The organism is Thiorhodococcus fuscus, from assembly GCF_042682685.1.
Lineage (GTDB): Bacteria > Pseudomonadota > Gammaproteobacteria > Chromatiales > Chromatiaceae > Imhoffiella > Imhoffiella fuscus.
Genome location: NZ_JBHUHX010000038.1, coordinates 1 through 19587, shown reverse-complemented (window position 1 = coordinate 19587; position 19587 = coordinate 1). Strand labels below are relative to the sequence as shown.

At 63.4% G+C, this 19587-nt stretch carries 17 protein-coding genes; 1 reads left to right on the top strand and 16 read right to left on the bottom strand.

The window, feature by feature from the left end; all coding sequences use genetic code 11:
- Positions 1-80 precede the first annotated feature (80 nt).
- Entirely contained in the window at positions 81-563 is a 483-nt protein-coding gene (ybaK, locus tag ACFSJC_RS13475) for a Cys-tRNA(Pro) deacylase (RefSeq protein ID WP_386027450.1), read from the top strand.
- Between the two features lie 36 nt (positions 564-599).
- Here the strand turns inward: ybaK and ACFSJC_RS13470 are convergent, their stop codons facing one another.
- The 16 genes from ACFSJC_RS13470 to leuC form a co-directional block, all read right to left on the bottom strand.
- Positions 600-1625 (bottom strand): phosphoglycerate mutase, encoded by a 1026-nt coding sequence (locus tag ACFSJC_RS13470; RefSeq protein WP_386027448.1) that lies wholly within the window; start codon positions 1623-1625, stop codon positions 600-602.
- Positions 1626-1677: 52 nt separating this feature from the next.
- Positions 1678-2910 carry an O-succinylhomoserine sulfhydrylase gene (locus ACFSJC_RS13465; RefSeq protein ID WP_386027447.1) on the bottom strand — a complete coding sequence of 411 codons (1233 nt, stop codon included), beginning with the start codon at positions 2908-2910 and terminating at the stop codon, positions 1678-1680.
- Complete coding sequence (gene purF, locus ACFSJC_RS13460; RefSeq protein ID WP_386027445.1) at positions 2888-4402, bottom strand: amidophosphoribosyltransferase; 1515 nt, start codon at positions 4400-4402, stop codon at positions 2888-2890. Before purF ends, ACFSJC_RS13465 begins: the two co-directional genes overlap by 23 nt.
- A 121-nt stretch (positions 4403-4523) precedes the next feature.
- The gene (locus tag ACFSJC_RS13455; RefSeq protein WP_386027443.1) at positions 4524-5015 is read right to left on the bottom strand and encodes a CvpA family protein; all 492 of its coding nucleotides are present in this window, start codon (positions 5013-5015) and stop codon (positions 4524-4526) included.
- A 19-nt stretch (positions 5016-5034) separates the two neighbouring features.
- Entirely contained in the window at positions 5035-5682 is a 648-nt protein-coding gene (locus ACFSJC_RS13450) for an SPOR domain-containing protein (protein ID WP_386027442.1), read from the bottom strand.
- A gap of 162 nt (positions 5683-5844) precedes the next feature.
- Entirely contained in the window at positions 5845-7173 is a 1329-nt protein-coding gene (gene folC, locus ACFSJC_RS13445) for a bifunctional tetrahydrofolate synthase/dihydrofolate synthase (protein ID WP_386027441.1), read from the bottom strand.
- Between the two features lie 16 nt (positions 7174-7189).
- The gene (gene accD / locus ACFSJC_RS13440) at positions 7190-8083 is read right to left on the bottom strand and encodes an acetyl-CoA carboxylase, carboxyltransferase subunit beta (RefSeq protein ID WP_386027481.1); all 894 of its coding nucleotides are present in this window, start codon (positions 8081-8083) and stop codon (positions 7190-7192) included.
- Between the two features lie 55 nt (positions 8084-8138).
- The gene (trpA, locus tag ACFSJC_RS13435) at positions 8139-8975 is read right to left on the bottom strand and encodes a tryptophan synthase subunit alpha (protein ID WP_386027440.1); all 837 of its coding nucleotides are present in this window, start codon (positions 8973-8975) and stop codon (positions 8139-8141) included.
- Positions 8972-10222 carry a tryptophan synthase subunit beta gene (trpB, locus tag ACFSJC_RS13430; RefSeq protein WP_386027439.1) on the bottom strand — a complete coding sequence of 417 codons (1251 nt, stop codon included), beginning with the start codon at positions 10220-10222 and terminating at the stop codon, positions 8972-8974. The genes trpA and trpB overlap by 4 nt, the downstream gene beginning before the upstream one ends.
- Entirely contained in the window at positions 10203-10832 is a 630-nt protein-coding gene (locus ACFSJC_RS13425) for a phosphoribosylanthranilate isomerase (RefSeq protein WP_386027479.1), read from the bottom strand. The genes trpB and ACFSJC_RS13425 overlap by 20 nt, the downstream gene beginning before the upstream one ends.
- A gap of 23 nt (positions 10833-10855) precedes the next feature.
- The gene (gene truA, locus ACFSJC_RS13420; protein WP_386027438.1) at positions 10856-11638 is read right to left on the bottom strand and encodes a tRNA pseudouridine(38-40) synthase TruA; all 783 of its coding nucleotides are present in this window, start codon (positions 11636-11638) and stop codon (positions 10856-10858) included.
- A 107-nt stretch (positions 11639-11745) separates the two neighbouring features.
- Positions 11746-14649: a FimV/HubP family polar landmark protein gene (locus ACFSJC_RS13415; protein WP_386027436.1), complete on the bottom strand. Its 2904-nt coding sequence runs from the start codon at positions 14647-14649 to the stop codon at positions 11746-11748.
- A gap of 289 nt (positions 14650-14938) precedes the next feature.
- The gene (gene asd / locus ACFSJC_RS13410; protein WP_386027435.1) at positions 14939-16054 is read right to left on the bottom strand and encodes an aspartate-semialdehyde dehydrogenase; all 1116 of its coding nucleotides are present in this window, start codon (positions 16052-16054) and stop codon (positions 14939-14941) included.
- A 36-nt stretch (positions 16055-16090) separates the two neighbouring features.
- Complete coding sequence (leuB, locus tag ACFSJC_RS13405) at positions 16091-17173, bottom strand: 3-isopropylmalate dehydrogenase (protein WP_386027433.1); 1083 nt, start codon at positions 17171-17173, stop codon at positions 16091-16093.
- Positions 17174-17326: 153 nt separating this feature from the next.
- The gene (leuD, locus tag ACFSJC_RS13400) at positions 17327-17965 is read right to left on the bottom strand and encodes a 3-isopropylmalate dehydratase small subunit (RefSeq protein WP_386027432.1); all 639 of its coding nucleotides are present in this window, start codon (positions 17963-17965) and stop codon (positions 17327-17329) included.
- Positions 17965-19368 carry a 3-isopropylmalate dehydratase large subunit gene (gene leuC, locus ACFSJC_RS13395; RefSeq protein WP_386027431.1) on the bottom strand — a complete coding sequence of 468 codons (1404 nt, stop codon included), beginning with the start codon at positions 19366-19368 and terminating at the stop codon, positions 17965-17967. The genes leuD and leuC overlap by 1 nt, the downstream gene beginning before the upstream one ends.
- Between the last annotated feature and the right edge of the window lie 219 nt (positions 19369-19587).

Below are 19587 nucleotides of genomic sequence, written 5' to 3'. Positions count from 1 at the left end.
AGGGCTGCCGCGAACGGATACCTCGATAACACAGCGCATCCAGCTGGAAGCCGCCCGCTGGAGTCTGATAGCCAATTCACATGAAACCCGCCAAAGAACCCGTCACCCAAGCCATCCGTGTCCTACGCGCCGCCAAGGTCCCGTTCGAGGGACATCCCTACAAATACGTCGATGGCGGAGGCACGGCCCAGTTCGCCGAAGAGATGGGGGTGGACGAACATCTCGTCATCAAGACACTCATCATGGAGGACGAAAAGGGCAATCCGCTGATCGTGCTGATGCACGGCGACCGCCAGGTCTCGACCCAGGCTCTGGCGCGCACCGTCGGGGTCAAACGCATCGCGCCCTGCGATCCCAAGGTCGCCGACCGACACTCGGGCTACCAGGTCGGCGGCACCTCGCCGTTCGGCACCCGACATGCGATGCCTGTCTATTGCGAGCAGGGGATCGCCACGCTGCCGCGCATCTATATCAACGGCGGCAAACGCGGCTACATCATCTCGCTCGACACCCAGGATGCACTGCGTCTGCTGCAGCCGACGCTGGTCGAGATGGCGGTTTGAGGCGCGAATGAATTCGCACCTACGACAATCGGATTCCTAGCCGACCCGCAATCGGGCGCTGAATCCTCCCTTGCGCCAGAAACGGCGCAGGTGGCGGCGACCGATCGAAAGGGCTTGGCCGTCGCCGGTCTGGATGTCGAGGGCCGATAGGGTACCGTGACGCAATTCGGTCTCGATCCGGCCCATCCAGGCGTCGAGATCGCCCAGCGCCGCGCCCCAGGCATCGAGATCGTGCGCCTCCAGCGCATGCCAGAGGGCATCCCAGAACACCAGCGCTCTGCCCTTCTCCACCGGCAGCTCGAACGCCGAACGCGCCAGCGCCATACTGTCGAGACCGGCCAGACGCGCCAGACCGAGCGCAAGCGGATGGTCGGCGATGACGCATCTCAGATCAGTGTCGACACCCTTGGGCAACCGTCCCCCGCCCCAGACCCAGAGTCCGCTGATGGCCGGGTAGCCGCAATCCATACGCACCCGATTGACCGGGTGGGCATGGAAGAGCATCTGGATCTCGTTGAGCAGGCTCGACCAGCGTCGCGCGTCGAGAGTCGCGGAGCGAACGGCTTCGAGCGGCTGGCCGAGCATACGATGGAGCGGCACCGCCGACGGTGGCGGCTCGACCTCGATGCGCAGATACCAGCGGTTCGGTGTGGGCGCGACCAGCCGCAGACGCTCGTCGGCGAAATGGTCATTGAAGGCCGCGAGCAGCGCATCGGCCTCGACCCGATCCGGCGCAACCGATTCGCCGGCGAAGAGTAGAAGCCGATCGCGATCCGGGCGCAGATGGATGGGGTCGGCATGCAGCCAATAGGCGTCTGGATCGACATCAGCGCCCTCACCCAGCAAAGAGATGGGGGCGCTCGGAAGATCGCGTTCATCGGCATAGGACAGACCGAAGACCCCGAACAGGGCCGAGAAAGGATCGCTCCAGTCATCCCGACGGGAATCGGCGCGCCCCAGCAGACGCTCGACCGCGCCCGTCGGCGGCATGGGTTGCGGTAGTGCCGGGACTGGGCCGAGCAGACCGGGACAGATGAGCTGGAGACTGGCTGGCGCGGTCATCTGTCGCTTGGATGCGGATTCTCGGGTCAGACGAACTGGGACCGAGCCGAGGTCAGCGTCCGACCAGACCGGGTGCCAAGTCGGCCTGGATGTCTTCGACGTTCTCCAGTCCGACCGCAATCCGGATGAGCCCGTCGCCGATCCCGGACGCGGCGCGCTCCTCGGGCTTCAGCCGTCCGTGGGTCGTGGTCGCGGGATGGGTGATGGTGGTCTTGACGTCGCCCAGGTTGGCGGTAATAGAGATGAGTCGCGTCGCGTCGATCAGATCCCAAGCGGCCTGCTTGCCGCCGCGCACGTCGAAGGAGACGATACCGCCGCCGGTACGCTGCTGGGGTCCGACGAGTCCATGCTGCGGATGATCGGCGAGCCCGGGATAGTAGACCCGTTCCACGGCGGACTGCTCCAGCAGCCACTCGGCGAGTCGGAGCGCGCGCTCGGAGTGGGCCAGCATGCGCAGCTCCAGCGTCTCCAGCCCCTTCAGGAACACCCAGGCATTGAATGGACTCATGGTCGGTCCGGCGGTGCGCAGCACGCCGAAGACCTCCTCGCCCACACGTTTGCGGTCCCCGACGACCGCCCCGCCGACACAACGTCCCTGCCCGTCCAGATATTTGGTCGCCGAGTGGACGACGATATCCGCACCCAGTTCGAGCGGACGCTGCAACGCGGGGGTGCAGAAGCAGTTGTCGACCACCAGCAGACAGCCATGACGGTGGGCGATCTCGGCCAGACGCGCCAGGTCGCCCATCTCGGTGAGCGGATTGGACGGGGTCTCGCAGAAGAGCATCCGCGTGCGGTCGTCGATCGCCGCTTCCCAGGCATCCGTATCGCTCAACGGAACGAAGCAGGTCTCGATGCCGAAGCGCGCCAGGTATTTGTTGAACAGCATGGTGGTGCTGCCGAATACGCTGCGCGACGAGACGATACGGTCGCCCTGCTTGAGCAGCGCCATGCAAACGGCGAGGATGGCCGCCATCCCGGACGCAGTCGCGACACAGGATTCGCCACCTTCCAACGCGGCAAGACGCTCCTCGAAGGCGCGGACCGTCGGGTTGGTGAAGCGCGAATAGATGTTTCCCGGCACGTCGCCCGCGAAGCGCGCAGCCGCCTCGGCAGCACTGGAGAAGACGAAGCTGGAGGTCGCGAAGACTGGCTCACTGTGCTCGTTCTCTGAGGTGCGCTGGTGGCCGGTGCGAATTGCGCGCGTGGCGAAACCGGCATCGGGAGCGGCGAAGAGCCGCTCGGACTCCGATTGGGATGGATCAGTAGTTGTTGTGGAGGTCAATGGCGCTCTCGTTGGGTGGTTGGCGCGTCTCCTTGGCAACATCGTTGCGCCGAGCCTCCAAGGCTTGGAGATACTCCGGAGTCACGTCGCCCGTCACATAGACCCCATCGAAGACGGCCGTGTCGAAACGATCGACATGACTCTTGCCCTTCTTCTGGACGGCATCGATGAGATCCGGCAGATCCTGAAAGATAAGGCCGTCTGCGCCCAATTCACGCGCGACCTCGTCCTCGGTGCGTCCCGAAGCGATCAGTTCGCTGGCAGCCGGCATGTCGATTCCATAGACGTTGGGATAGCGCACCGGCGGAGCCGCCGAGGCGAAATAGACCCGATGCGCGCCCGCATCCCGCGCCATTTGAATGATCTGCTGCGAGGTGGTGCCGCGCACGATGGAATCGTCGACCAGCAGCACGTTCTTCTTGCGGAACTCCAGATCGATGGCGTTGAGCTTCTGATGCACCGATTTCTTGCGCACCTTCTGGCCGGGCATGATGAAGGTGCGGCCGATATAGCGGTTCTTGATGAAGCCCTCGGCATAGCTGATACCGAGATGGTTGGCCAACTGCAGGGCCGCCGTGCGGCTGGTGTCCGGAATGGGGATGACGACATCGATATCGTGGTTCGACCATTCGCGCTTGATCTTGGCCGCCAGCTTCTTACCCATGCGCGAACGCGCCTTGTGCACCGAGATGTTGTCGATGATGGAGTCGGGCCGTGCGAAATAGACGAACTCGAAGATACAGGGCGAGAGGGTCGGCTGAGCCGCACATTGACGGCTATGGAGCTCGCCGTCGACCGTGATGAACACGGCCTCGCCCGGGGCCACGTCGGCGATGACCTCGAAGCCATTGCTGTCCAGGGCCACGCTCTCGGAGGCGATCATGTATTCGGTGCCCTCGGGGGTCTCGCGCCGTCCGTAGACCAGCGGACGGATACCGAACGGGTCGCGGAAACCGAAGACGCCGAACCCAGGAATCATGGCCACCGCCGCATAACCGCCACGGCAGCGACGGTGCACGCCGGCAACCGCGCGGAAGACGTCCTGCTCGTCAATACGCAGCTTGCCCTGGATCTGCAACTCGTGAGCGAAGATGTTGAGCAGGATCTCGGAGTCTGACTCGGTGTTGAGATGACGCAGATCGTCGACGATCAGGTCGTGTTTGAGCTCCTCGGCGTTGGTGAGATTGCCGTTGTGAGCCAGCACGATGCCGTAGGGCGAATTGACGTAGAAGGGCTGAGCTTCCGCCGAACTAGAGGCGCCGGCGGTCGGATAGCGCACATGACCGACGCCGATATTGCCGAGCAGCTGGATCATGTGACGGGTTTGGAACACATCCCTCGCCAGACCCTTGTCCTTGCGCAGATAAAGCTTGTCACCCTGACAGGTGATGATGCCCGCCGCGTCCTGCCCGCGATGCTGAAGCAACAAGAGCGCGTCGTAGAGTGATTGATTGACTGGAGTCTTGCCGACGATTCCAACGATACCGCACATGGGGGCCTCGCCCGTGCTTCGCCTCGAAAGACGAACGCAAATAATTGGAAGCCGATCAGGTTACTCTAGAAAAGAGGATTCCTTCAACCCCGCAACGGCCTAAGAGGATCCGAGCTCCTGCTCAGAGTTGTTTCAATCGCGCCTGAACATCCTCGGGCACCAGACCGAGAAACCAGTCGCCCAAGACCTGAAAGTCGCCGACCAGACTGGATCCGGTCCACACCGGATCCTCGGGCAAGGGAGTCAGGGCCGCGAGAAAGATCGCCATGGAGACGATCAGGGCCCCACGCGCGGCACCGAAACCCAGCCCGAGAAAACGGTCCAGGCCATTGAGCCCGGCCTTGTCGACGACCGCAACCAGCACGGCCCCTAGAATGGCGCCGACGAATAGCACGACCAGGACCAGAGCGGCGAACGCCACGAGGATCCGCACCGGGGGCTGCGACAGATAGGGAATCAGCGCATCCGCGACATCGCGATGGAAGAACCAGGCGACGAGCAGCGCCAGGATCCAGACGCCCAGCGACAACATCTCGCGGATCAGACCACGCGCCACCCCGACCAGAGCGGACAGAACGATCACTGAAATGATGAGGTAGTCGACCCAGTTCATTCCGATGTCCAAGCCGACATTAGTTCGACGGATAGCGCTGGATCAGGGTATCCAGCTTCTGCTGCTGACGCAGCATGGCGGCCGTGCGCTCGGCGTTCGCCCGATCCAGCTCGGGCCCCACGCGCACGCGGTAATAGATCTTGCCGCGCACCTCGGCCTTCTCGACGAAGGCCGAGAAGCCGGAATTCTTGAGCTTGCTCGCCAGGCCATTGGCCTTCTCGATCGAGCCGAGGCTCGCCACCTGAACCACCCAAGAGGGCATGCCATCGCTCGGCCCGCGTGGGGACGGAGCGATCGGCGCAACGGGTTTCTGTTTCACGACCTCCGGCTTCTGCGACGGGGCCGGAGGCGGCGGCTTGGATGGTACCGCCGGCTTCTGCGCCGCCTGCCGCACGGGACGGTCTGGCTCCGGCTCAGCAGACCGAGAGGGCAGCGCAGGCAGCTGAAGACCGATCTGACCCGGCGCGTTCGCAGGCTGCTGAACGTCTGTGTCAGCCCCCATCGACGAACCCGGCTCGACGCTCGCCGAATCGCCGGCGAGACCATCGTTCTCCTCTAAAGGAAGCTGCAGGGGCGGCGCGGCGCCAAAGCGATCCCCGAGATCCGGGTCATCCGGTATGGTCGATTGCTCCAATGATGGCGCCAACGAATCTTCTTCGAACAGCATGGGCACGAAAATCACCGCCAAAGCGACGATCACTACGGCACCCGCCAAGCGTCTTTTGGCCCCTTCTCGCATAGATATCTACCTGGTTGTCTTGCGCGGCCCGATCAACCGCACGTTGACATCGATGATTCGACTCTCGTGCAGAGAGGAAAGTATAGCCCGTCAGGAATCGGCACAGGTACCACGCGGATAACGCAGCGCCTGTCCGACCGTCGTAAAGGATCCCATGACCAGCAGGCTGTCGCCCTCGGCAGAGGCCCTATTGGCGGCATTCAACGCCTGTTCGATACGGGCGAAACGCCCCGCCGGATTCGGCACCAAACCGGACAGCCGCTCGGCCAGAGCGTCCACGGAAAGCGCTCGCTCGTCATCGCTCTGCGACAGATACCATTGATCGACATGAGGCAACAGCGGCGCCACGATCGCCTCCGGGTCCTTGTCCGCCAGAACCGCGAGCACAGCCCTGATGCGCCCACCCGTTTTGAAGGCCCGCAGATTATCGGCGAGCGAGCGGGCGGCGGAACCGTTATGGGCCACGTCGAAGATGCGGGTCACCGGCCCCGGATAAACCTCGAAACGTCCGGACAGCCGGGCACGCTGCAAGCCCGTGCGCATGGCGCTTGGCGGAACCGGCAAACGCTCGGCCAAGCCATCCAGCGCCACCATGGCGGCAGAGGCGTTATCCAATTGAAAGCCGCCACGCATCGTCGGTAGCGGCAAGGCGAAACGCCGCCCGTTCGGACCCAGCCAGATCCAACCCGCCTCGGCGGACGCGTGATCGAACTCGCGCCCCAATTGCAACGGCAACGCACCAACGCGAATCGCCTCTTCGCGCAGGATCTCCGGGGCATCGCGCTGACCGATGACCGCAGGTCGCCCGGCCCGGAAGATGCCCGCCTTTTCGATCGCAATCTCGTCGAGCGTGTCCCCGAGCCAGGCGGTGTGGTCGCGCCCAATCGTCGTGACCACGGAGACATCCGCGTCGAAGAGATTGACCGCATCGAGCCGTCCACCGAGCCCGACCTCCAACACGGCGAGATCGGGCCGCTCCTGGACGAACAGGTCCATCGCCGCCAGGGTACCGAACTCGAAATAGGTCAGCGGCACATCGCCACGGGCCCGGTCGATGCGCTCGAAGCTGTCGCACAGTGGCGCGTCCGCGATGGGATCGCCATCGATACGGATCCGCTCGTTGTAGCGCAGCAGATGCGGCGAGCTGTAGCTCGCGCACCGATAGCCCGCCGCACGGGCGATGGCATCGATCATGGCGACACAGGAACCCTTGCCGTTGGTTCCGCCCACCGTGATGACTGGAAAGGGCGGATCGCCGTGGCCAAGCCTGCGCCAGACCTCGCCGACCCGCTCCAACCCAAGCTCCATCCGTTTCGGATTGAGTGTGACCTGCCAGTCGAGCCAGGCGTCGAGCGTCTCGAAACGACGCGCGCTACCAGACCCGGATTCCAGCGAATCCGGGCGATCAAGAGCCTTCATGATTGGAACCCGCGAATCAGACCGGAACGACCGTCCGGCAATAGCGCGGCCGGTGGCTCAGGATGGCGAGCAGATCGGCGATACGCTCACGCAGATCACGACGATCGATGATCATGTCCAGGGCGCCCTTCTCGATCAGGAACTCGCTGCGCTGAAAACCCTCGGGCAGCTTCTCGTGCACGGTCTGTTCGATGACACGCGGACCGGCGAAGCCGATGAGCGCGTTGGGCTCAGCGATGTTGATATCTCCGAGCATCGCCAGACTCGCCGACACGCCACCCATGGTGGGATCCGTCATCACCGAGATAAAAGGCAGCGAGCGCTCGCGCATCTTGGCCAGAGCGGCGCTGGTCTTGGCCATCTGCATCAGCGAGAAGAGGCTCTCCTGCATGCGCGCGCCACCGCTCGCCGAGAAACAGACATAGGGAGAATCCTGCTCCAGGGCGGCCTCGACGCCACGCACGAAACGCTCGCCGACCACCGAGCCCATGGATCCGGCCATGAAGTTGAACTCGAAGGCCGAAGCGACGATCGGCGCATCCTTCAGTCGGCCGCGCATCACGATCAGCGCCTCCTTCTCGGAGGACTGCTTCTGAGCTGCGGCGATACGGTCCTTGTACTTCTTCAGATCCTTGAACTTCAATGGATCCAGCGACTCCAGATCCGCTCCGATTTCCTCTCGGCAGTCGGGATCCAGAAAGGCCTCGAGACGCTTGCGGGCGGTCAGACGGCTGTGATGGCTGCACTTGGGGCAGACCTCCAGATTCCGCTCCAGCTCCGCGCGGTAGAGAATGGCGTTGCAGCCTGGACACTTGGCCCACACGCCCTCCGGAACCGCACGCTTGGTGCTGGACTCGATGCGGATGCGGCTCGGAATGAGTTTCTCGAACCAACTCTTACCTTTGTCCATCGCCTGCTTCAATGTGGCACCTGCTTCAGGGTCGATCGGTTTCGCCTTGTTCGACTTAGTGGGAAGTTGAGCCATGCTCCCTCCCATCGGCGACGTCGATGGCCGCTCGCAAACCGCCGAGGAATTCGGCGATGGATTCTGGAATCCGCTCGGGGGTCTCGGCGAGCGACTCGATTCGACCGACGATAGCGCTGCCGACGATGACGGCATCCGCCACCCGAGCTACCTGCCCCGCCGTCTCGGCATCCTTGATGCCGAAGCCGACACCGACCGGAAGCCGGATCTGAGCGCGAATCTCGCCAACCTTATCGGCGATGGTGCCGACATCCAGGTTGGCTGCGCCCGTGACGCCCTTGATGGAGACGTAATAGACGAATCCAGAGGCCACCTGACCGATCTTGGCGATCCGCGCCTCGGTCGAGGTCGGGGCGATCAGATTGACCAGATCCAGCCCCTGGTCGCGCATCATGGCAATGAGATCATGCCCCTCCTCGGGCGGCAGATCCACGATCAGGGCGCCGTCTACGCCGGCTGCGCTGGCCTGCTCGGAGAAGGAGGCATAGCCCATCACCTCGATCGGATTCAAATAACCCATGAGAACGACCGGCGTGTCCTGATCCTGGGCGCGAAACACACGGACCATCTCCAGCACCTGGCCCAGCGAAATGCCCTGGGCGAGTGCGCGCTCGGTGGCGCGCTGGATCACGGGGCCGTCGGCCATGGGATCGGAGAAGGGAACGCCCAACTCGATCAGATCCGCGCCGGCCGCAACCATGGCGTGCATCAGCGGGACCGTGACCTCGGGACTCGGATCGCCGGCAGTGACGAAGGGGATGAGCGCGGTGCGCCCCCGACCGGCAAGCTGTTCGAAACGTGCTGCAATACGGCTCATAGGACCAACCCGTCGTGACGCGCGACCGTGTGCATGTCCTTGTCACCGCGGCCGGACAGATTGACCAGGATGGTCTGATCCGGGCGCATGGTCGCCGCGAGTTTGTGTGCGTAGGCGAGTGCGTGACTGGACTCGAGCGCCGGGATGATGCCCTCGGTCCGTGTCAGATGATGGAAGGCGGCCAGGGCCTCGTCGTCGGTGACGGCATCGTAGGTGGCGCGGCCGCTATCCTTGAGCCAGGAGTGCTCGGGACCCACGCCTGGATAGTCGAGCCCGGCCGAGATCGAATGGGTTTCCATGATCTGACCGTCGTCGTCTTCCATCAGGTAGGTGCGGTTGCCGTGCAGCACGCCGGGACGACCGGCATTGAGCGGCGCCGCATGACGCCCGGTCTCAAGCCCGTCCCCCGCCGCCTCGACGCCGTAGATGGCCACCTCAGTGTCGCCGATAAAAGGATAGAAGAGCCCGAGTGCGTTGGAGCCGCCGCCCACGCAGGCGACCAGGGCGTCCGGCAGACGCTCGGTACGCTCAAGGATCTGCGCGCGCGCCTCGCGCCCGATCACCGCCTGAAAGTCCCGCACCAGCATGGGATAGGGATGCGGACCGGCCACCGTGCCGATGATGTAGAAGGTGTTGTCGACATTGGTAACCCAGTCGCGCATCGCCTCGTTCATAGCGTCCTTGAGGGTCCGCGAGCCGGACTTGACCGCGACCACCTGGGCGCCAAGCAAACGCATGCGGTAGACGTTGGCCTCCTGGCGTGCGACATCGACCTCACCCATGTAGACGACGCATTCCAGGCCCAAACGTGCTGCGACCGTCGCGGTGGCGACGCCGTGCTGACCGGCGCCGGTCTCGGCGATGATGCGGGTTTTGCCCATGCGCTTGGCGAGCAGCGCCTGTCCGATGGTGTTGTTGACCTTGTGCGCGCCGGTGTGATTCAGGTCCTCGCGCTTGAGATAGATCTGGGCACCGCCGACCTCGCGACTCCAACGCTCGGCGTGATAGAGCGGCGAGGGACGGCCCACATAGTCGCGCAGATCGGCATCCAGCTCGGACTGGAACTGGGGATCCGCCATGCAGGCCTCGTAGGCCTTGAGCAGTTCCTCCAGCGGATACATCAGCGTCTCGGCGACGAACATCCCGCCGTAGGGGCCGAAATGACCATTGGCATCCGGCATATCGTAGGCCGCATTCCGACCCGGCTCCATGCGCGACGCATGGCTGTTATCGGCGTGTATCGCCATCTCTCACCCCTTGCATGAAAGCATTGATTCTGTCTTGGTCCTTGATGCCCTTGGCGGCCTCGACACCACCGCTGACATCGACGCCATAGGGCCGAACCCGCTCGACGGCCTCGGCCACGTTGTTCGCATCCAGTCCGCCGGCCAAGACGACCGAAGACGCAATCTCGGGAGGAATCCGATCCCAATCGAAGCACTGACCGGTGCCGCCGGCGCGCGCTGGATCATAGGCGTCGAGCAGGAGCCCTGCCCCGTCGGAATAGCGCGCGCGCTCGGCCATGAGGTCGATCCCCGGACGCATGCGCAGCGCCTTGATCCAGCGCCGTCCGAAACTGGCGCAATAATCGGGAGCCTCGTCGCCGTGAAACTGAAGCAGATCGAGCGGCACCTGGTCGAGGGTCGCGCGCACGCCCTCTGGCGTGGCATCGACGAATAGACCGACCGCCGTGACGAACGGCGGCAGATTGGCGCACAGATGCGCGGCCTGCTCGGGCGTCACCGCGCGCGGACTCGGCGGATAGAAGACGAAGCCGAGCGCATCGGCACCCGCAGCGACCGCCGCCTCCACATCCGAGACGCGAGTCAAGCCGCAAATCTTAACCCGGGTTCGGATCATCTGCGAAGAACGGATGGACATCAATCGGCGGCCAGGCGCTGCAAGGGATCGGTTGTCTCGACCTGGGGAAGCGCGAATCGTTCCGGATAGTCGGCGCGCACGAAATAGAGACCCTGCGGCGGCGCGGTCACGCCACCCAGGGTGCGATCGCGCAGGTCGAGCAACTCGCGGGTCCAGTCAACCGACGCCTCCTGGCGCCCGATGGCGATGAGTACCCCGGCGATATTGCGCACCATGTGGTGAAGGAACCCATTGGCGCCCACATGCAAGGTCATGAGACCGTCCCTCTCCAGGATATCCAGATAATGGATGCGGCGAACCGGACTCTTGGCCTGACAGGAAACGGCGCGAAAACTCGAAAAATCATGCTCGCCAACCAATGCCGACGCCGCCTCGCGCATGCGCCCGAGATCCAACGCCTCGTGCACCCAAACAGCCCTCGAACGCTGCAAGGCCGAGCGCGTCCGACGCACCATGATCTGATAGCGATAGTGACGGGCCATCGCACTGAAACGCGCGTGGAAGTCATCTGGAACCGGATGCGCCCAACGCACCGCCACATCCGGCGGCAGGTTCACATTGGTGCCGAGCACCCAGGACCGCTCAGAGCGCGCGGCCGAGGTCTCGAAATGAAGGATCTGCTCCAGCCCGTGCACGCCCGCATCCGTGCGCCCGGCGGAATGAATGGTGACAGGATGATTGGCGACACGACCGACCGCCGCCTCCAGAGTGGCCTGAACGGTACGGACCCCAGACTGCGTCTGCCAGCCGTGGAAATCCGTCCCGTCGTATTCGACGCCCATGGCAATCCGACCCGAGATCAAGACGCCATGCCCTCGCGGATCGAGCGACCTGCCGAGCGAACATCTGGAGCTGGGTCGAAACCTTGGAAAAACCGCCGACCGATCACTTAACCCAGCTTACTCAACATTGCCCGAGCCTCACTCCGCTGCTCGTCACGCCCCTCGGCGACGACCTCTTCGAGAATTTCTCGCGCAGCCTCGGCATCGTCCATCTCGATATAGGCACGCGCCAGATCAAGCTTGGTCGCCGTCTCGTCCCAAATCCCCGAGTCCATCTGCCATTGCGACGACAAGAGATCGGTCGGAGTGCTCTCCTGCTCTACCGAATCGGTCGAATCGAATCCGACCGAGGACAACATCTGTCCGCTTTGCGGACCGGTGGGAGGCGTGCCAGACGCCTCGTTGCGAGCCAGGGTCGGTTCGTCCTCAGCGGTTGAATCGAAAATGGAATCCAGGTCCTCGACGACTTCCACGCGCCGATCGTCCAACGACAGGACCAATTCCGATTCGATCTGAACGGAATCCTCTCTGGGATCGCGCGCGGGATCCGAGCTGGTCGGGGGAACGGATACCGTCGGAGCCGCCCCAAAGGAGTCCTGCTCCGAATCGGGGACGAAACCATCGCGCGGCTCGCTCAGGATGTCCCCCAATAGATCGTCACTGATCTTCAGGGGGGCGTTATCCTCGAAATCGGAGTCGGCCGTAGCGGGCTCAATGCCGCTCTCGACCTTGGGACGATCGGCGGAGTCGATCGATGCCTGCTGGAGATCGCTGATGTCGAGCGAGAAGGAATCGTCGACACCCAGGGTCATGGAATCACCCCCGGCATCGCCGCCACTGCTCTGCAGGGCATCGCGTACTTGCGCCGTCCCTCCCGATTCGCCCTGGCTGTCGGTTGCCGAACGCAGACGCGCATGCGCCTCCTGCAACCGGCTCCACATACGCGGATCGACCTGATCGTCTCCGGCTGCCTCGATCTCCGAGAGCAGCTCGCCAAGTGCCTGCAGATCCTTGGCCCCGGCATAGGCTTCGGCCAGCTTGTACTTAATATCGGCCCGGTCCGGATAGCGCTTCAACTCGCCGAGCAGAAGGTCCTGCGCCTCGCTGTGACGGCCATAGGCGATATAGATATCGGCCTCTGCCAAGGGATCGGCCTCGTCGGTCTCGGCGTCGAAGTTGCTTAGAGAAGACATGAGCGTCACGCCCGTCTCCTCTACCTTTTCCCTCGGTCCGCTGCTGGACGAGCTTTCGCCGCTGGCAGCCGATTCCTCTGGCGCCTTCGGGGAGGCGACCGTCGAAACGTCCGCCTCCGAGGCGGCCATGGTGCGAGGTTCGGTGGTTTCGTCGAGCGGCGCGAAAAGCAAATCCTTGTCGTGCTCGTGATCTTCCTCGCCCTCCTCCCGACGCTTGCGCCGAATACTGACCCAGGAGAAAACGAGAATACCGATCACCGTCACCGCAGCGAGACCTGCGAGTGGCAGCAGCAAGGAATGCCAGGTCGAAGACGCTGGCGCCTCGACGGGCGGAGCAACAGGAGGCACCGGCTTGGTCGGAACGGGGTTCGGAGGCTCTTGCGCGTCGGACTGCTCGGCAGTCTGATCGGACGGCGCGGCATCCTCGGGCGCGGGAGACGGAACCGGAAGGGGCATCAAACCAGGCGCCTCCGTTCCCACCGCATCGGAAGTGGGCGGGAGCCCCGAGGTTTCGGGCTGTGCATCAGCCTCGGTCGGCTGGGTGCTGTCACCGGCGGACGACGCCTCGTCCGACAGTGGCGACTGCGCCTCGTCACCTTCGAGCGGAGGCTCGATTTGAGTGCCCTCCGGGGTACCCATCGGCTGCTGGGTTAGCGCAGCCAATTCTCCGTCGCCAAGCTCGGCAAGCGTCTGGTCGCCCAGCACACCGGGAGCCGGCTGATTCTGGGCACGCGCCAACTCGGCGTTGCGCAACTGAAGGAGCGACTCGATACCCGAGAGCTGGGTTTCGAGCTCCTTGATCCGCTCACGCAACTCAAGCGTTTCCTGGCGCGTGCTCTCGCTGGTTTCGAGCGCGAGCAGCACGTCCTGCTGAACCGCAGGCGGAGTGGCGCCTGCCCGAGAGGGCGCTGCAATGCCGGGTTCCGTCGAAGACCCTCCGGTCATAGAAGCCGGGGCGGTCGCCGTCCCCGGAGAGGTCGCGCCGGCGACCCTGAGACGCGAATCGAGCGCACCAGGAGGAATATCGGTGAGCGGCGAGCGACGGACCGCACGGCCTCGCAAGGCGGCGGCATACTCGCGCTCGGCCTCGGCGGCATCGAGCGCAAACAGCTCGGCGCCGGTTGGAATGACCAAGGTCGTACCGACTCGCAGGCGATTGATATTGGAGCGAATGAATGCCTGCTGATTGTTACGGTACAGCGCCATCGCCGTCTGAGCGACGGTCGCACCGGATGGACGCGCTTCGTTCGCAATCCGCCAAAGACCGACACCGGATCGGACCGGACCGACATAAATGGGAAAGCCGTCGCCTGGGGCTGGAATATAGTTCGAAGACGCCGCGCTCGACCGAGCCTCCGCACGATTACCCGCGCGGGCCGAGCCTGCTCTGGCACCGCGAACGGCCGGAGCGCCACGGTTCGCCAGAACCGGCGGATCCAACAGCACGGTATATTCCTTCAGCAATTTCCCGGCGGGCCAAGTCACCTCGACCAGGAAATCCATATAGGGCTCGCGAATGGGCTCGCGGCTGGAGACGCGCAGCACCACCCCACCCTGCGGCGAGCGCTCCGGCTTGAAGGTGAGCTTGGTCAGATAGTAGTAACGCTCGACCCCGGCCTTGGCGAATGCCTCAGACGACGCAAGCGACGCCTTGACGGCATCGATCTCATCGGGCTGGGCATCCTGCAGCTCGATCTCGCCAAGGAATGGCTGGTTGAGGGCGGATTGTGTATTCAGTCCCCCCAACCCAAGGGCGAAGGCATCGGTACCGGCCAGAGCCATGGTCATGGCCGACGCTAGAATGAGCTTGCGAGACATCCTCCTCCCTCGTGCACCAAGCAACGGCGAGCAGCTGTTAACAGAACGGGGAAACCTGGACCATACCATTACCTGGTTTCCTCGCTGCGGATCACGTTAGCAGTAGTCTGACTGGAATCGATTGATACGATCTCAAGCAACCGACAGACAGGGTTCAAGTCGATCCAATTTCCAAGCCTGGAAGCCCACCGGTTTCGCCCCGGATACAAGAAACCCTGAACACGGGCAGACTATATCGGATTAGCCTTCTTTAACCAAGAACATCCAGGAAATTGGGAGGGAAGAATCGTCAGACATCCGACAAGATAGCCAGCATTCGCCGCAAAGGCTCTGCGGCCCCCCAGAGGAGCTGATCGCCGACGGTGAAGGCGGCGAGATAGCGGTCGCCCATGTTCATCTTGCGCAGACGGCCGACCGGAACGCCAAGAGTTCCGGTCACGGCGGCAGGAGACAGCTCCCGAATACTGAACTCCCGATCGTTCGGCACCAACTTCACCCAGTCGTTGGCACTGGACACGACGGCTTCGATTTCCGCGATCGAGACATCACGCGCCAACTTGATGGTCAGCGCCTGACTGTGGCAGCGCATGGATCCGACGCGCACGCACAGACCGTCGATGGGAATGGGGTTGTCGCCGAGACCCAGAATTTTGTTGGTTTCGGCCTGCCCCTTCCATTCCTCGCGGCTCTGGCCGTTGTCGAGCTGGGTGTCGATCCAGGGAATCAGGCTACCCGCCAGAGGCACGCCAAAGCTCGCGACCGGGAAGTCCGCTCCACGCAGGGTCTCGGTCACCTTGCGATCGATCTCCAGAATCGCGGAGGACGGATCCTGCAGAAGATCATGGACCGAATCGCGCAGCACACCCATCTGCGACAACAGCTCGCGCATGTTCTTGGCGCCCGCGCCCGAAGCGGCCTGATAGGTCATGGAACTGACCCATTCCACGAGCCCCTCCCGGAACAGTCCACCGATCGCCATCAGCATGAGACTCACGGTGCAGTTGCCGCCGACGAAATCGCGCCGCCCGGCATCGAGCGCGGAATCGATCAGGTCGCGGTTGACCGGATCGAGGATGATGGTGGCCTCGGGACTCATGCGCAGCGAAGAGGCGGCATCGATCCAGTAACCATCCCAGCCGGCAGCCCTCAAACGCGGATGCATGGATTTGGTGTAATCGCCCCCCTGACAGGTAACGATCACATCCATCTCGCGTAGCGCATCCAAGGATCCGGCATCCTCAAGCGGACGCGAACCGGACCCGACATCCGGGCCTGGCTGTCCGACCTGAGAGGTCGTGAAGAAGACGGGATCGCCGATTCGCGCGAAGTCACCTTCCGCGCGCATCCGGTCCATGAGGACCGAACCCACCATGCCACGCCAACCGACGAAACCGACTCGCTTCATCACCTCACCCCGTCATTTACGATCCAACCGAACAGATTATTCGCCAGCAAGGGCCGCGACGACCGCGTCGCCCATCTCGGCGGTCCCCACCTGACGCATGCCCTCGGACATGATATCCGCAGTCCGCAGCCCCTGATCGAGCACCTTGAACACGGCGGCATCGATGCGGTCCGCCGCCTCGGGGGCGTCGAGCGAATAACGCAACATCATGCCCACCGAGAGGATGGTCGCCAACGGATTGGCCACGCCACGACCCGCGATGTCCGGCGCCGAGCCGTGGATGGGCTCGTACATCCCCTGCCCCTTTTCGTTCAGGGAGGCGGAGGGCAGCATGCCGATGGAGCCGGTCAGCATGGCGGCACAGTCGGAGAGGATGTCGCCGAAAATGTTGCCAGTCACCATGACGTCGAACTGCTTGGGTGCGCGCACCAACTGCATGGCCGCATTGTCGACATACATGTGGCTGAGGCTAATCTCGGGATACTCGGCCGCCGTCTTGGTCGCAACCTCACGCCACATCTCGGTGCATTCGAGCACGTTGGCCTTGTCGACCGAGCAGACCTTCTTGCCGCGCTTCATGGCGATATCGAAGGCGACGCGGCAGATGCGTTCCACCTCGGACTCGGTGTAGACCATGGTGTTGATGCCACGACGCTCGCCGGACGGCAGCGTCTCGACACCGCGCGGCTGACCGAAATAGATGTCGCCGGTCAGTTCGCGCACGATCATGATATCGAGGCCGGCAACGATCTCAGGCTTGAGGGTCGAGGCCGCAGCCAGCTGCGGATAGAGGACGGCCGGACGCAGATTGGCGAACAGTCCGAGCTCGGCGCGCAGTCCCAACAGTCCGCGCTCGGGACGCTTGGAGATATGCAGCGACTCCCACTTGGGCCCGCCAACCGCACCGAGCAGCACGGCATCGGACGCCTTGGCCTTGGTCAGGGTTTCCTCCGGCAGTGGATTGCCAACGGCGTCATAGGCAGCACCACCGACCAGCGCCTCTTCGAGAGTCACATCGATCGCGCCATCGGCCTGAAGGGCATTCAGGACCTTGATCGCCTCGGCGACGATTTCAGGACCGATACCATCACCAGCCACCACCAGAATCTTCTTGCTCAAGAGATCATCTCCCATTGGTCGAGCCCTCCCCACCACGCCAAGGGGCATCTCCCCGGAACAAGGTCCAAGACGGAGGAAAGAACTCGAAATCAGTTTGGCGAGCCCGTCGGAGACGCCGGCAAAGGCGCCCCCGACCGACTCAGGATGTGCGAATCAGATAAACAGCCAAGGCGCCTCGGCCCGGCGGCGTTCCTCGTAGGCGCGGATGAGATCCACTTCCTGTAGGGTTAGGCCGATATCGTCGAGCCCTTCGAGCAGACGATGTTTGCTGCCCGCATCCACCTCGAAGGAAATGAGGCTACCGTCGTCCAATGTCAGGGTCTGCGCGGACAGATCGACCGAGATCGACAGCGGCGTCTCACCGGTCGCCTTGGCGAACAGCGCATCGATCACCTTGGCATCGAGCACGATGGGCAGGAGACCGTTCTTGAAGCTGTTGTTGAAGAAGATGTCCGCGAAGCTCGGCGCCAGGATCACCCGGAAACCGAAATCGGTCAGCGCCCAGGGCGCGTGTTCGCGCGAAGAGCCGCAACCGAAGTTCTCGCGCGCCAAAAGAATCTGGGCCTGAGCGAAACGCGGATCGTTCAAAACGAACTCGGGATTGCGCGGCCGATTGGTGCAATCCATACCCGGCTCGCCATGATCCATATAGCGCCACTCGTCGAACAGGAAGGGACCGAAGCCGGTCCGCTGGATGCTCTTGAGGAACTGCTTGGGGATGATGGCATCCGTATCGATATTGGCGCGATCGAGCGGAGCGACGACGCCGGTGAAATTCTTGAAGGCTTCCATCACAGCTCCCTCACATCGACGAAATGTCCGGTCACGGCAGCGGCGGCAGCCATAGCCGGACTGACCAGATGGGTGCGACCGCCCTGGCCCTGACGTCCCTCGAAGTTGCGGTTCGAGGTCGAAGCGCAGCGCTCGCCCGGTTCCAGCCGGTCGGCATTCATGGCCAGACACATGGAACAGCCGGGCTCGCGCCACTCGAAACCGGCCTCGACGAAGATCTTGTCCAGGCCCTCGGCCTCGGCCTGCTCCTTCACCAGCCCCGATCCGGGAACCACCATCGCCAGCTTGATGCTATCAGCGACCTTGCGCCCCTTGGCGATCACGGCTGCGGCACGCAGATCCTCGATACGCGAGTTGGTGCAGGAACCGATGAAGATCTTGTCTGGACGGACCTCGGTGAGCGGAGTACCAGCCTCCAGGCCCATATAATCGAGCGCGCGACGAATGCCGTTCGCCTTGACCTCGTCGTCGGCATCCTCGGGGCTCGGCACCTTGCCGTCGATGGGCAGCACCATTTCAGGCGAGGTTCCCCAGGTGACCTGCGGCTTGATGTCGGCGGCATCAATGTGGATAACCGCATCGAACTGAGCACCGTCGTCACTCGACAGCGTGAGCCAGTGAGCGGCGGCACGCTCGAACATCTCGCCCTGCGGTGCCAACGGACGCCCGCGCATGTAGTCGACGGTCTTGTCGTCGACTCCGATCAGACCGGCACGCGCACCCGCCTCGATCGCCATATTGCAGACGGTCATACGGCCTTCCATGGTGAGAGCGCGGATCGCCTCGCCACCGAATTCGATGACATAACCGGTACCACCCGCAGTACCGATCTTGCCGATGATGGCCAGCACGATGTCCTTTGCGGTGACGCCCGCACCCAGTTCGCCGTCGACGCTGATCAGCATCGACTTGGACTTGCGCTGGATCAGGGTCTGGGTCGCCAAGGCATGCTCGACCTCGGAGGTACCGATACCGAAAGCCAGCGCACCGAAGGCGCCGTGGGTCGCGGTATGCGAATCACCGCAAACGACGGTGCTGCCCGGCAGCGTGAAGCCCTGCTCGGGACCAATGACGTGCACGACGCCCTGCCGCTTATCGCCCATGCCGAGCTCGGTGATGCCGAAGGTCAGACAGTTGGTGCCCAACGCCTCGACCTGGATACGCGAGACGGGATCTGCGATACCGGCGGCGCGATCGGTCGTGGGGACGTTGTGATCCGGAACCGCCAGGTTGGCGCTGGTGCGCCAAGGCGTGCGACCGGCCAGCCGCAGACCTTCGAAGGCCTGCGGTGAGGTCACTTCATGGATCAGCTGACGGTCGATGTACAGCAGTGCCGTGCCATTGTCGTCGACACGGACGACATGCTCGTCCCAGAGTTTGTCGTAGAGGGTCTTGGCGACCATGGCCTTACCTCAGTGGGAAAAAGAGAATCGCGTAGCATATTCTGCAGCGCCGAGAAACTCAATTCTCGCACCCCGAAAAACCGAGGGAACGTCGAGTTTTTCGAGACCAGCAAATATTTCTTGGGCGCAAAGGAGAAACCCCTTCGCTCCGGAGGAGGAAGGGGTTTCGGGATAAGGCCCTGGCGGTGACCTACTTTCGCATGGGGAAGCCCCACACTA